We start from the raw sequence: 12,436 nt of genomic DNA on the forward strand, positions 1-12,436 counted from the left end.
AGCTCTCTAGCGTATCGTTTAGATTAGTTTCTAGCTTGGTTTGCTTGGCTTGCGGCATAATCTCATCAGAGTTTAAAGGCAGAGTCTCGCCTTTTGTGAAATCGCTAGAGTCGATGGTCTTAGCCATTTCTCTTTCATCTTTATAAGCCGTGATTATCCATTTATTTTTTGTTTCCTCGCCTTTCCAATTCCCTTTTAATCCTACCTTGAAAATATCCCCATTGTCATTTACATATTTTAAAGTCGCTCTATCATTATCCTTTAAAACTTCGCCTTTTGTGATGATTTTGTCTAACTGCTCGGCTATATCCTCAAATTCCCCTCCGTGCTTGTCTATGATATGCTTCAGCCCAAGGCTATCATCTCCCCAGACCACATCGATGTCTCCTAAGCCCTCTTTATAAAAGGCGTTTTGAATATGCCCTGCTTGTGTGTAAAGCAGAAAATCTACCGCATTTTCACCTTTAAAAAAGTCCCTTGCTATTTCATCACCATATACTTCTCTTATATCTTCAATCGCCTTTTCATCGTTAAAGAGTATCCCAAAAGGATTACCATTTTTCTTGTATTCTTTTATCTACTCTCTTAAATAGATCTCTAGCAAGGGTTCTATAATCCGCCTCTAGCCCGTAATGTTTATTGATAAATTCGTATGCGTAAGCCATATTTACATTTTTGCTCTTAGTTAAACCTCTTAATATACCCATAACATCGTCTAAGCCCTGTTTATCTGCGTTGCGAGGCATATTTTTAAAGACTTCATAAAGCTTTTCATCACTTACAAATAAGCCGTTTTGATAATAATTTGCAAGTCTTAAATTTGCGTGAAAATCGTAAAATTCATTATTTGTCAAGTCCCTTTTAGCTAAATACCAATTATCCGCATTTCTAGGACTTATGAGCTTTAAAATCCCATTTAGCTCTAAAATATCGCCGTCCTTATCAGGCTTAGTTCTTACCACTCCGCCATTAAAATCTACAAGCTCATTTTTGTGGTTAATTATGACTTCATTATTCTCATCGAGGTAATATTTAAATCCTTGCTCGGTTTGTATTTCATATTTTACATTTTGCGGTTTTTGAAAGTTTTCTACTTGCCTTTGCCTTAAATTTTTCCTTAAAATTGCTTCAAAACGAGCTTTTGCATTTGCTCCTAAGCTTGAATTTTCAAATAAGGCATAACCATCGCTTCTATACTGCTTCACACTATCTAAATGTAATTTCTCTGCTAAAATATCATAAGCCTCTCGGCTGGACTTTTCATAAAGATCTAGCAAATCTTTGTCCCCTAACCTTACATTTACATCCTTATCTTGCATTTCTTTTAAGCTATCGATTAAATTTTGCGCTATACTTTCATTTGAGTTTAAAGGCAGAGTCTCGCCTTTTGTAAAGTCGCTAGAGTCGATGGTCTTAGCCATTTCTCTTTCATCTTTATAAGCCGTGATTATCCATTTATTTTTTGTTTCCTCGCCTTTCCAATTCCCTTTTAATCCTACCTTGAAAATATCCCCATTGTCATTTACATATTTTAAAGTCGCTCTATCATTATCCTTTAAAACTTCGCCTTTTGTGATGATTTTGTCTAACTGCTCGGCTATATCCTCAAATTCCCACCCCAAATTTCTCTTAAAAATTCTTCATTTTTGCCCCCAGCATCGCAGCCACTCCACCTCACTCATCGCAGCCACACCCTCGCGCAGACCCTCATCGATGACAACAAGCTCCTCCCTATCAAACAAAGCAAACAAAAGCAAGCACCCCGCCACAAAATAAGTCCTCCTCATGCTCCCCACCCAAAGCGCCGCCTCCGCCTCGCCCATCCTCCAAAGCCTGTGCGCAAAATGCAAAAATTCCCCCGCATGAAGCCTCCTGCCATCAACCGCCCCGCTATGATAGTCCGCATAGCTTAGGCCCTGCTTGAAGGCACAAAGCGCGGTCGGCACACCTGAGTTTAAAACCACCCTCCTCACCCCATGCTTTTTTAGAATTTTTTGAAGCGGCGCAACCGTCTCAAAGGCCCGAAAGGCCAGAATTTTAAAGCCTTTGTCGCTAAATTGTTGGATTTTTAGCCTCTTATCGCGCGACTTGAATTTAGGAGCGAATTTAAATTCAGACACAAAAAAAGAGCCTGAGGGGGATAAAATTTCACCCCTGACCCTCTCATAAAAGCTAATGATCCCAAAATCAAAGCTTTTAGCCTCATTTTTAAAGCCAAACTCACAGCTCGCCCCGCCCAAATCACAAAAGCCAAATTCCCCGCTAAGTCCGCATTTTCTAAGCCCCAGCTTCATCCCCAAAACACTAAGTTTCGCCTCCAAAAGTGCGTCAATGCAAAGGATTTTAATGCCAAATTCCCCCCGCAAAGCCTCAAAAAGCTCCCTCGTATTCCCCGCCTTCCTAAAGGCCGCCGTCGCCACGGCGCGCGCCTTGCTCAAGTCATAATCCCCGCTCAGTTTTCGCAAAGCGTCCCTAAGCCTTGCGATCGCCCCCTCTCCTATCACGCCGCTTTCATTCAGGCCCTGCGCGGCGGCGATGATGAACTCAAATTCGCGCTTTTTTTCAAAGCCATCGCCCATTTCAACCGCCCTTAGCGTGTTTGAGCCTATATCCAATGCTAGCATCATGGTCCTTTAATTTTTGCGTTATAATAGCGCAAACCAACACTAAGGGAAAAACATGCTGCTAGGCTTTAACATCGATCACATCGCCGTTTTGAGGGAGGCTAGGAGGGTCAATGACCCCGATGTGCTCGAAGCAGCGATGCTCTCTAGCCACTATGCGGAGCAGATCACCCTGCACCTGCGCGAGGATCGCAGGCACACGCAGGAATTTGATCTGGAAAACATCCTGCGTTTTTGCAAAGCAAGCGTGAATTTAGAATGCGCCCTTGATGAGAAGATCCTAAAACACGCCCGCGTCTTAAGGCCTCAGCGCATCACCCTCGTGCCAGAAAAGCGCGAGGAGCTCACCACTGAGGGGGGCCTGAATTTAAACTGCGAAAATTTAAAAGAGAGCATTGAGTGCCTCAAAAAGCACGAGATCGAAGTGAGCCTCTTCATCAACCCAAACCCCGAAGACGTAGAGAAATCAAAGCTTTTAGGGGCGGATTTTATCGAGCTTCACACGGGGCATTTTGCCAATCTTCACAACGCCCTTTTTAGCAATATCTCAAGGACAACTTACGGGCTTGAGGGACTGAATTTGAGCAGAAAGGAGCTAGAACTAGGGCTGAGTGAGGAGCTGGCCAAAATAGAATTTTGCGCCAAAAAGGGCGTGAATTTAGGACTGAGGGTGGCCGCCGGACACGGGCTGAACTATCAAAATGTCGCCAAGATCGTCCCCATCGCTGAAATTTGCGAGCTCAACATAGGCCAAAGCATCGTCGCAAGGGCTGTTTTCGTGGGGCTTGAAAGGGCGCTTTTGGAAATGAAGGCCCTCCTTAAGCGATGAAGCCTAAACTGGCCATAAGCGTGGGTGATCTCAACGGCGTGGGGCTTGAAATCCTAGCCAGAAGCCATCAGGAGCTGGTAAAATTTTGTGAGCCCTATTATTTTTTACACGAAAATTTACTCTCCGCTGGGCTCAAAATCTTAGGGCTTGAGCTTGAAAACGCACGGCTTGTTTTTTTTGAAAAGGCGAAAGAATTTGCCTTTTCGTCCGAAAAAAAGACAAAAAAGTTTCAAATTTTTCACTTCAGTGCCCCGCTGTCCTTTGAGGTGGGGGAAAAATTCCCCATCAAGCCCGGAAAGCTCGATGTTAAAAGCGGGCTTTATTCTTTTTTAAGCTTTGAGGCGGCTGTGCATTTTGTCGCGCAAAATCACGCCCAGGCCCTCCTCACCCTGCCCATCCACAAAAAGGCTTGGGACTTGGCGGGAGTGAAATTTAGGGGACATACGCAATTTTTGGGGCATTTTTTCAAAAAAGAGCCCATCATGATGCTAGGTTGCAAAAAGCTTTTTGTGGGACTTTTTACCGAGCATATCCCCCTTTCTTGCGTATCAAAGCGCATTGAATTTAAGGCCCTGAGCCGCTTTCTTCTTGCCTTTCATCAAGGGACGCGCTTTAAAAAAATCGGTGTTTTGGGGCTCAATCCTCACGCCGGAGATGGTGGGATCATCGGGGGTGGGGAGGAGCTTGTCATCACTGAGGCTATTAGCTTCGTCAATGCTTTTTTAAAATTTTCAAAAAGCGCCAAAAGCGTTCAAAATGCCTTTTTGAAAACGCATAAAATCACCGCCGCAGAACTTTTCGAAGAGGCTTTGAGGGGTGAGAATTTGAGAAAAAATTTGCAAAAAAATTTTCGCGAGGGGAGCGTTTTTTTACCCCAGCCCTTGGTGGCGGATACGGCTTTCACGAAGATGGGCCTCAAGCACTGCAACCGACTTGTCGCACTTTATCACGACCTTGCTTTGGCGCCTTTAAAGGCGCTTTATTTTGAGGAGAGCATCAATGTGAGTCTCAATTTACCCATCATCCGCACCAGTGTCGATCATGGCACAGCCTTTGATAAGGCCTATAAAAACGGCAAAATCAGCACAAAAAGCTATCTTAAAGCGGCAAAATACGGCGTAAAATTTTGCAATGATTTTGCGCGTGAATTTTAAAAAATTCTTAAAATAAAAGCAAAAAGCCGGTGGATGGGGGGCAAAATCCTAGCGCTTGGTAAGGGGCGCGGGGTAAGCTCACTCTGGCGCAAGGCTTGGGGGCTAAATTTTAAACAAATCCTGCAAGTTTTTCATCGCCTCCTCGCTTGCGATCGCGCTCTGTCCAAGCTCACAAAGCTCGATCTCAAAACCACTCAGCATGGAGGCTAGGCGGATGTTGATCCCACTTTTTCCTATGGCCTTGCTTTTCTGCTCGCTGTTTAGGCTCACGATGGCCTTTTTATCCTCGATCCGCACAGAATGAACAATCGCAGGCGCTAGGGCCCTTGCGATGAGGATTTCATTTTCGCTGGTGAATTCAATACAATCGATGTTTTCATCATGCACCTCCTTGCTGACAGCATTGATCCTCACGCCCCTCACGCCCACAGTAGCCCCCACAGGATCCACGCCGCTGCCATTAGATTGCACGACAATCTTCGCCCTCTCGCCCGGAATGCGCGCGCAGGCCACCACACTCACATAGCCATCCTTGATCTCAGGCACCTCAGCCTCCAGTAGGGCCTCTAAAAATTTAGGACTGGTTCTTGAAAGCTCGATTCTGATACCCCTGTCCATATAAACGCGGCGGATGACGGCCTTGACGACATCGCCGACCTTAAATTTCTCGCCCTTGATGCGATTTTTGCGCGGTAAAAAGGCACGCAGCTCGTCGATTTCTATGAAGGTGTTTTCCTCATCATCCACGCGCACCACGCTACCAAAGGCCATTTGGCCGATCTTGCTCTTGTATTTTTCAAAGATGGTCTCCTCCAAAAGCTTTTGGATGTGGTATTCGAGCTCTTTGTGGAGGGTGTTTGCCGCCGTGCGTCCTAAATTTTCCAAGGAGCACTCATAGGTCAGCTCATCGCCTATCTCCACCTCGCCGGCCTCCTTTTTGGCGCGCGATAGGGCGATGAAGCTTTCGTTATTTTGTCCGAGCCTCTCATCATCATCGGCGACGATGGTGATTTTTTGATAGAGGCTCAAATCCTTCTCGTCCACGAAAAATTCATACTCCTGTCCGTAGATGCGCTTGGCGGTGTTGATGAGGGCGGCGATGACTTTTTCCTTGACGCTTTGGATGTTTAAATTTTTTTCATGAGCAATGGACTCGATGATGTCTGCAATCTTTTCCATGATTTTGATACCTTACTTTTGGGAATTTTTTGAGAAAGTAGGGTGGGATTATAGCTTCAATAAGTTTAATTAAAAGTAAAATTTGATATAGTCGCCGATTTAAAAAGCCAAAGGATGCGATTATGGATTTGAAATTAGCGAGGAATTTAACGAACGAAAAGCCCAAAACCATAAGCTTGGGGAAGATTGAGGATGCGGTGGATAAGGAGGGGCAGAAATTTTTTTATTTTGACAAAGACAATTCGCACAAGCAACTCATCGCTTTAGTAGAACATTTTGAAAAAAAGGGCTTGAATGTCTATCACAGGGTCGTAAAATACGGGCTTGATGAGCAAGATTATATGTATGAGGTGCATATTCTTTGAGTGCTAAAAAGCTCTTCATCCAAACTCTCGGATGTGCTATGAATGTGCGCGATAGTGAGCATATCATCGCTGAACTCACGCAAAAAGAGGACTACAGCCTGACTGAGGACATCAAGGAGGCAGACCTCATCCTCATCAATACCTGCTCGGTGCGTGAAAAGCCCGTGCATAAGCTTTTTTCTGAAGTGGGTGGCTTTGAAAAGGCTAAAAAGCCGGGGGCGAAAATCGGCGTTTGCGGCTGCACGGCTTCACACTTGGGCGAGGAAATTTTCCGCCGTGCGCCTTATGTGGATTTTGTTTTAGGAGCTAGAAATATTTCTAAAATCACGCAAGCGATGAAAACGCCCAAATTTATGGGCGTGGATATAGGCTATGATGAGAGTGAGTTTAGCTTTGCGGACTTTAGAAATAGCCCCTACAAATCCTACATCAACATCTCCATAGGCTGCGATAAACACTGCACTTACTGCATCGTGCCCCACACTAGGGGCGATGAAATTTCCATCCCTTTTGAATTGATTTATAATGAAGCTAAAAAGGCGGTAGAAAAGGGTGCGAAAGAGATATTTTTACTTGGGCAAAATGTCAATAATTATGGCAAAAGATTTAGAAACGCGCATAAAAAAATGGACTTTTCCGATTTGCTAAATGCCTTAAGTGAGATTGAGAATTTAAGACGCATTCGTTTTACAAGTCCGCATCCTTTACATATGGATGATAAATTTTTGCACACTTTTGCGCACAATAAAAAAATTTGCAAGGCGATGCATATGCCCCTACAAAGCGGCTCAAACGCCATTTTAAAGGCGATGAAGCGGGGGTATAGCAGGGAGTGGTATTTGGACAGAGCCCTCAAGCTTAGGGAGCTTTGCAAGGATGTGAGCATCTCAACGGACATCATCGTGGCCTTTCCGGGTGAGAGTGAGAGGGACTTTGAGGATACGATGGGTATGATGGAAGAGGTGCGTTTTGAGCAAATTTTTTCCTTCAAATACTCCAAACGCCCCCTCACAAAGGCCGCCACTATGCCCGATCAGATCGACGAAAAAACTGCCGCAGCCAGACTCAGCGCGCTGCAAAAGCGGCATGGTGAAATTTTGGATGAAATCGTAAAAAAGCAAGAAAACAAGGTCTTTGAGGTGCTTTTTGACGAACTAAGAAGCGGCGGGGCCGTGGCGGGGAGAACGGATAATAATTTTTTGGTGCAGGTGGAGGGCAGCGAGGAAAAACTTGGCCTGATGAGGTCGGTCAAAATCACGAATGCTAGGCGTATGGTGCTTTATGGGGAAATCGTTTAAGAAAAAAATTTTACTCTATAGCGTTTTTATTTTGCAATGGTTGATTTTTTTGACTTGTTTGAAAAAATACTTGGGCGAAAAGATTGACGATGCGCCCAATGTGATACTTTTTTGGCACGGGCGTTTGGCCTTGATGCCCTTTGCGTTTCGGCATTTTGGCACGAAAAACAAGAGGGCTTATGTGATGATTTCTCATCACAAGGATGGGGAAAATATCGCTAGGCTTATTAAATTTTACGGACTGGATGCGGTGAGGGGGAGCACTTTTAGGGGGGCTAACGCGGCACTGAAAGCGGCTTTTAAAGTTTTGGAGGCTAGGGACGATATAGTCATCACGCCCGATGGTCCCAGGGGTCCTTATCATAGCATCGCGGATGGGGCGATCGTTTTAGCGCAGAAAAAAGGTGTTAAAATAAGAATTCTAAACTATGAGGCGAGTCGTTTTTGGGAATTTAAAAGCTGGGATAGGATGATTTTGCCCAAGCCTTTTAGTAGGATTGTTTATAGTTTGAGCGAGCCCTTGAGTGTCGCCAATTTGGACAAGGAAGAAGCGAAGGCGTTTTTGTGGAAAGAATTTGAAAAAATTTATAGGCGCGATAATTTTAAGGATAAAAAATGATGCCGTTTTTTAGAAAAATCATTCCTCAAATTTTTATGGCCATTGTGCTTGAGGACAAAAAAAATGTCCTTAAAATTTGCACCTATCGCGATAAAACTTTAATAGGCTCTTTGGAGAAAATTTTTGACCAAGACAAGCAGCTGATGACTTATGTTAAAAATTATGACAAAAAATTTTATCCCTACCGCATCGCTTTATTTTTAAACAGCCAAGAGCAGGGCATCATCCCAAATCTCAGTCAAGACTATGAGGCCTTTGGCGTGGGCAAAATCAGCATCAAAACCTTAATTTTAAACAACGCCCAGCTCTACACGGCTACCGAGCATGTGGAGTATTACGATTGCCAATGGGAGGAATTTGGCGGGCTTGATTTTTTATTTTCGCCCTTTGCCCTGCTTTATTATTTGATACAAAAAGAGCAAAAAGACAAAACCACGCTTTTTGTTTATAAATACTCACAAAGCCTATGCTTGATGGTGTGCAAGGCTGGGGAAATTCTCATCGGCGGTTTTAAATTTTTTGAAAAAAATGTGAATTTGGAGCTTGAGGATTTTGAAGATCCTTTGGGAAATTTGCAAGATGAAAGCGGCGAAGAGCACGAAGAAGAAAAGCAAAATTCTGCCGATGAGGAGCTTTCTTTGGATGATTTTCAGGAAAATTCAAGCCAAGAAAATTCAAGCGATGGAGGCGATCCTTTAGAAACAAATGCGGAAATGGACTCAGGGGTGGACGCAGGAATGGAGGATGAAAAAAACGATGATGCGACTGGGAAAGATGAGAAAATAGAGCTTGAAGAGCTCGGGCAATTTGGCAGCGATATGGAGCTTTGCCGCCACATCATCTCCAGCATAGAAAAATTTTACAAGGATGAGCATTATGGGGGTGATTTTATCGATGAGCTTATTTTTTTCACTCATGAGGACATAGTGCCTAGCGCCTTGGATTTTTTGGAAAATGAAACCTTTCTAAGCCCCCAAATTAAAAAAATCAATCATTTTGATTTAACCATCGAGCTTATGAGAAAGGAGCTGAATTTTGACCTATAGTTTCACGCATCCAAAGCACAGGCCTTTTTTCAGTTTGCTGGATAAAATTTGGCTCATACTTTTTGGCTTTGGGGTTTTGTTTATACTTGCTATTTTTTTGATTTACACCTTGAAGATTGGCTTGAGTGTAGGTAGGATTGAAAGCAAGAAGCAAGAGGTCATCATCACGCAACAAAAAATCAGACAAAATAATGATTTTTACGATGTTTTGTTGAGACAAAGTCAGATCGCCCTAGACTATAATGCTGAGAACCAAAGCATCAAAAATAGCCTTCAAAATCTTTTGGATATTACTCTAAAAACAGGAAGTATCAGTTTTGACAGCCTAGAGCAAGATGCTCACACCCTCAAAATAACGGGCGTAAGCCCTACAAAAGAGATGTTTGCCATGCTTTTGGAAACCCCGCTAAAAAGTATCTTTGATGAAAGTCATACGAGCTATTATAAGCTTGATAATGGCTGGTATCGCTTCACAAGCACCAATTCCATTTTGGGAGTGCCGAAGTGAGAGATAAAAGTTTCGAAGAAGTCAATTCCCTCAAGCTTCTCATCCTCGCCTTGAGTTTTGTGAGCGTTTGCACGGCGTTGGTTTTATTTCTTCTTTTGCCGACCTTGAAGGAATACAAACAAATTTCCATTAGGGAAAATTCGCAAACAGCCCTGCTAAATTCCACACAAAAAAAATTGCAAACAAGTGAAGAAAGAGTAAGGTTTTTGAGGATAGAAAACAATAAAAGTCTGGAACAGTTTCAAAATGCCTTCGACGAGGAGAAATTTGAACTATTTTTAAATACTTTTTTCAAAAAGGTCCAAATCAAAGCCCTTAAAAACGATGATGAGGAATACCTCAAGCATTCCTTCATCGTCCAAGCTAGTATGAATAATCCAAGACAATTATACGATTTCATCGATGCGCTTAAGGTATTCGAAAGTCTTGTGAAAATCGACTATCCGCTCAGTTTGAAGGCAAAAGATAAAGAAATTCTTTTAAGCTTTGTTGTGAAAATTTACGCAGAATGAAACATGGTGCGGTTAGCGAGATTTGAACTCGCACACGCAAAGCGCACCACCCCCTCAAGATGGCGTGTCTACCAATTCCACCATAACCGCAACAAGGGGCGCCAAAAGAGCCCCGCAAGGAAAATCCCCCCTCAAGAAATAGTAAGGAAAGGATTAGCATAAAGCGCTATCAAAGCGATGACGAGCGCGTAAATAACCTGCGCCTCAATCATCGCCAAAGCAATAAACATGGTCGTCATAAGCTTAGGCCCAAGCCCCGGATTTCTAGCCGTCCCAGCGATGGTGGCCGCAGCCGTGTGTCCCATACCGATGGCCCCGCCCAGCGCAGCCACCCCGAGCCCCAAGCCAGCCGCTAAAATAGAAAACGCCTTAATCCACGCATTCATAGCCTCTTGCTCAACGGGAGCATTCGTGCTCTCAGCAAAAGCCGCGAGCGCAAAAACGCACAACAAAAAAACAATTTTTTTCATTGCAAAACCTTTCTTAATGAGTGAATTTCTATTTTTGAATCCGTTCGGCTTGCGTATCCCTACTTAACACCCAAAAATAAAGCCCACATTCTAATCAAACTAACTTTAAATTTATTGAAATGTAACCAAACTGCATTTTAAAATTCTAGCCACATCAAGGCCTTGAAAAAGATTAATCATTTTTTGTTTTAATGGAGGCAAAATATATTTTAGAGGCAATTTATGGGTTCAAAATTTTCTAAAATCGGCTTCGTTTTGGCTGTGGCAGGCTCTGCCGTCGGTCTGGGAAATGCGTGGAAATTCCCCACCCTAGTGGGACAAAATGGAGGCTCAGCCTTCATCTTGCTCTATCTTTTTTTGACGCTTTGCGTTGGTTTTGTGGTATTTTTGGCCGAGCTTAGCATCGGCAAACTCAGCGAAAAGGACCCCGTCAATGCCTACGCAAAGCTCGCCCCCCAGCACAAAAAGGCTTGGAGTCTAGTGGGCTTTACGATGCTCGGAGCGATTTTGATCGTCTCCTTTTATTCCCTCGTCATCGCTTGGATAGCCAAATACGCCGTTTCGAGCATCTTTTCACTTCCCAAAAATATAGAACAAGCAGAAAGTCATTTCATCACCCTCATCACCAACAGCCCCCTCGTGCAAATTCTAAGCTTTAGCCTCGTGTTTTTTCTCGTATTTTTCATCGTCTCTCGCGGTATCAAAAACGGCATCGAAAAGCTCAATGTTTGGATGATGCCGACCCTCTTCATTCTGCTCATCGCCATGCTTCTTTACGCCCTAAGCTACAGCGGTTTGACTCAGGCGGCTTCCTTTTTATTCAAGCCAAACTTTAGCAAGATCGGCGTCGATTCCGTCCTTAGCGCCCTAGGACTTGCATTTTTCAGCCTCTCTTTGGGCGTTGGCACCATCATCACCTACTCAGCCTCCCTACCCGATAAAACCAATTTCATCACCAGCACCCTATGGATCATTTTCATCAACATCCTCATAGGCCTGATGATGGGGCTCATCGTTTTCACCTTCATTTTTGAATTCGGAGCCGACCCAAGCCAGCAGGGCCCGGGACTCATCTTCATCTCGCTCACGACCCTCTTTTCCCACCTAGGACCCGTGGGCAATGTGCTCGCCCTTTGTTTTTTCATCTCCCTATTTTTTGCGGGAATCACCAGCGCGATCTCCATGATAGAACCCTTCGCTTTTTATCTCATCAATACCTTCAAATTCTCCCGCCTCAAAGCCCTCGTTTGCATCGGCATCTTCGTGTATGCTTTAGGTCTTGCCTGCATCCTTTCCTCAAACGAAAGCACACATTTTGAACTCTTTGGAAAAAGCTTTTTTGATGTCCTTGACTTTTTAGCCAGCAATATCATCATGCCTTTTGGCGGCATTGCGGCGACGGTTTTTGTGGGCTTTGTGCTCAAAAAAGAGGCCTTGAAAATTCTATTTTCTCCCTACATGAGCGGGGTGTTTTTTGAGCTTTGGTATTTTTTCCTGCGCTTCATCGTGCCGCTCATCATCATCATCATCGCTATCAATTCCATCTATCCGTTGCAAAATTTTTTAGGGATGTTAGGGATAATTGTCGGGATGATTGTCTGAGTAATCACCAAAAGTTAAGTTAGGTAAGATAGAATTTAAACTTAAATTTTCTTAAAAAGGAGCGGGGTTTGTCAAAGAAATTTATAGACATCATGGACACCACTTTCAGGGATGGTTTTCAGTCCGTGTATGGGGCCAGAGTTTTGATGGAGGACTTTTTCCCAGCCGTTGAGGCGGCTAAAGAAGCGGGGATAAATCATTTTGAATTCGGCGGGGGAGCGAGATTTCAA

At 43.8% G+C, this 12,436-nt stretch carries 15 protein-coding genes and 1 tRNA gene; 10 read left to right on the plus strand and 6 right to left on the minus strand.

All coding sequences use genetic code 11. From position 1 onward, the window contains the following. The 3 genes from Q4A73_RS03595 to Q4A73_RS03605 all read right to left on the minus strand — a co-directional run. The coding region (locus tag Q4A73_RS03595) for a DUF3519 domain-containing protein (RefSeq protein WP_303206072.1) at nt 1–376 on the minus strand (376 nt) is incomplete at its 3' end. Nucleotides 377–551: 175 nt separating this feature from the next. Further along, complete coding sequence (locus Q4A73_RS03600) at nt 552–1,622, minus strand: DUF3519 domain-containing protein (protein ID WP_303206073.1); 1,071 nt, start codon at nt 1,620–1,622, stop codon at nt 552–554. A gap of 18 nt (nt 1,623–1,640) precedes the next feature. Further along, entirely contained in the window at nt 1,641–2,624 is a 984-nt protein-coding gene (locus Q4A73_RS03605) for a Ppx/GppA family phosphatase (RefSeq protein WP_303206074.1), read from the minus strand. A gap of 55 nt (nt 2,625–2,679) precedes the next feature. On the opposite strand from Q4A73_RS03605, the gene Q4A73_RS03610 reads away from it, so the two are divergent. Then, nucleotides 2,680–3,453: a pyridoxine 5'-phosphate synthase gene (locus Q4A73_RS03610; protein ID WP_303206075.1), complete on the plus strand. Its 774-nt coding sequence runs from the start codon at nt 2,680–2,682 to the stop codon at nt 3,451–3,453. Further along, nucleotides 3,450–4,607, plus strand: coding sequence for a 4-hydroxythreonine-4-phosphate dehydrogenase (gene pdxA / locus Q4A73_RS03615; RefSeq protein ID WP_303206076.1), 1,158 nt, complete (start codon nt 3,450–3,452; stop codon nt 4,605–4,607). Before Q4A73_RS03610 ends, pdxA begins: the two co-directional genes overlap by 4 nt. A gap of 102 nt (nt 4,608–4,709) precedes the next feature. Here the strand turns inward: pdxA and nusA are convergent, their stop codons facing one another. Further along, nucleotides 4,710–5,786, minus strand: coding sequence for a transcription termination factor NusA (gene nusA / locus Q4A73_RS03620; protein WP_303206077.1), 1,077 nt, complete (start codon nt 5,784–5,786; stop codon nt 4,710–4,712). A 122-nt stretch (nt 5,787–5,908) separates the two neighbouring features. Between nusA and Q4A73_RS03625 the strand changes: the two genes are divergently transcribed. Genes Q4A73_RS03625 through Q4A73_RS03650 form a run of 6 tightly spaced genes read left to right on the plus strand, consistent with a single transcriptional unit; the run spans nt 5,909 to nt 10,134 of the window. Next, entirely contained in the window at nt 5,909–6,151 is a 243-nt protein-coding gene (locus tag Q4A73_RS03625) for an HP0268 family nuclease (protein ID WP_303206078.1), read from the plus strand. Beyond that, complete coding sequence (gene miaB / locus Q4A73_RS03630; RefSeq protein ID WP_303206079.1) at nt 6,148–7,449, plus strand: tRNA (N6-isopentenyl adenosine(37)-C2)-methylthiotransferase MiaB; 1,302 nt, start codon at nt 6,148–6,150, stop codon at nt 7,447–7,449. Before Q4A73_RS03625 ends, miaB begins: the two co-directional genes overlap by 4 nt. Beyond that, nucleotides 7,433–8,068 carry a lysophospholipid acyltransferase family protein gene (locus Q4A73_RS03635; protein ID WP_303206080.1) on the plus strand — a complete coding sequence of 212 codons (636 nt, stop codon included), beginning with the start codon at nt 7,433–7,435 and terminating at the stop codon, nt 8,066–8,068. Before miaB ends, Q4A73_RS03635 begins: the two co-directional genes overlap by 17 nt. Continuing rightward, nucleotides 8,065–9,114 (plus strand): clan AA aspartic protease, encoded by a 1,050-nt coding sequence (locus Q4A73_RS03640; RefSeq protein WP_303206081.1) that lies wholly within the window; start codon nt 8,065–8,067, stop codon nt 9,112–9,114. Before Q4A73_RS03635 ends, Q4A73_RS03640 begins: the two co-directional genes overlap by 4 nt. Continuing rightward, nucleotides 9,104–9,622, plus strand: coding sequence for a hypothetical protein (locus tag Q4A73_RS03645; RefSeq protein ID WP_303206082.1), 519 nt, complete (start codon nt 9,104–9,106; stop codon nt 9,620–9,622). Before Q4A73_RS03640 ends, Q4A73_RS03645 begins: the two co-directional genes overlap by 11 nt. Then, nucleotides 9,619–10,134 (plus strand): hypothetical protein, encoded by a 516-nt coding sequence (locus Q4A73_RS03650; protein WP_303206083.1) that lies wholly within the window; start codon nt 9,619–9,621, stop codon nt 10,132–10,134. The genes Q4A73_RS03645 and Q4A73_RS03650 overlap by 4 nt, the downstream gene beginning before the upstream one ends. 4 nt (nt 10,135–10,138) lie before the next feature. Here the strand turns inward: Q4A73_RS03650 and Q4A73_RS03655 are convergent. Together Q4A73_RS03655 and Q4A73_RS03660 are read right to left on the minus strand one after the other, a co-directional pair. Continuing rightward, nucleotides 10,139–10,224 (minus strand) — tRNA-Leu (locus Q4A73_RS03655). A gap of 41 nt (nt 10,225–10,265) precedes the next feature. After that, nucleotides 10,266–10,604: a F0F1 ATP synthase subunit C gene (locus tag Q4A73_RS03660; protein WP_303206084.1), complete on the minus strand. Its 339-nt coding sequence runs from the start codon at nt 10,602–10,604 to the stop codon at nt 10,266–10,268. 222 nt (nt 10,605–10,826) lie between these two features. Here Q4A73_RS03660 and Q4A73_RS03665 point away from each other — a divergent pair, with 222 nt between their 5' ends. Then, entirely contained in the window at nt 10,827–12,206 is a 1,380-nt protein-coding gene (locus Q4A73_RS03665) for a sodium-dependent transporter (RefSeq protein ID WP_303206085.1), read from the plus strand. A gap of 68 nt (nt 12,207–12,274) precedes the next feature. Then, on the plus strand, nt 12,275–12,436 hold a 162-nt coding region (locus tag Q4A73_RS03670; RefSeq protein WP_303206107.1), incomplete at its 3' end, for a hypothetical protein.

Source organism: Campylobacter sp. (assembly GCF_030528245.1).
GTDB lineage: Bacteria > Campylobacterota > Campylobacteria > Campylobacterales > Campylobacteraceae > Campylobacter_D.

What these genes read in the sequence shown, in the direction of transcription:
- Q4A73_RS03605 (WP_303206074.1), bottom strand. Translation starts at nt 2,624, where the DNA reads ATGCTAGCATTGGATATAGGCTCAAACACGCTAAGGGCGGTTGAAATG.
- Q4A73_RS03640 (WP_303206081.1), top strand. Translation starts at nt 8,065, where the DNA reads ATGATGCCGTTTTTTAGAAAAATCATTCCTCAAATTTTTATGGCCATT.
- Q4A73_RS03660 (WP_303206084.1), bottom strand. Translation starts at nt 10,604, where the DNA reads ATGAAAAAAATTGTTTTTTTGTTGTGCGTTTTTGCGCTCGCGGCTTTT.
- Q4A73_RS03610 (WP_303206075.1), top strand. Translation starts at nt 2,680, where the DNA reads ATGCTGCTAGGCTTTAACATCGATCACATCGCCGTTTTGAGGGAGGCT.
- Q4A73_RS03635 (WP_303206080.1), top strand. Translation starts at nt 7,433, where the DNA reads ATGGGGAAATCGTTTAAGAAAAAAATTTTACTCTATAGCGTTTTTATT.
- Q4A73_RS03625 (WP_303206078.1), top strand. Translation starts at nt 5,909, where the DNA reads ATGGATTTGAAATTAGCGAGGAATTTAACGAACGAAAAGCCCAAAACC.
- Q4A73_RS03665 (WP_303206085.1), top strand. Translation starts at nt 10,827, where the DNA reads ATGGGTTCAAAATTTTCTAAAATCGGCTTCGTTTTGGCTGTGGCAGGC.
- nusA (WP_303206077.1), bottom strand. Translation starts at nt 5,786, where the DNA reads ATGGAAAAGATTGCAGACATCATCGAGTCCATTGCTCATGAAAAAAAT.
- pdxA (WP_303206076.1), top strand. Translation starts at nt 3,450, where the DNA reads ATGAAGCCTAAACTGGCCATAAGCGTGGGTGATCTCAACGGCGTGGGG.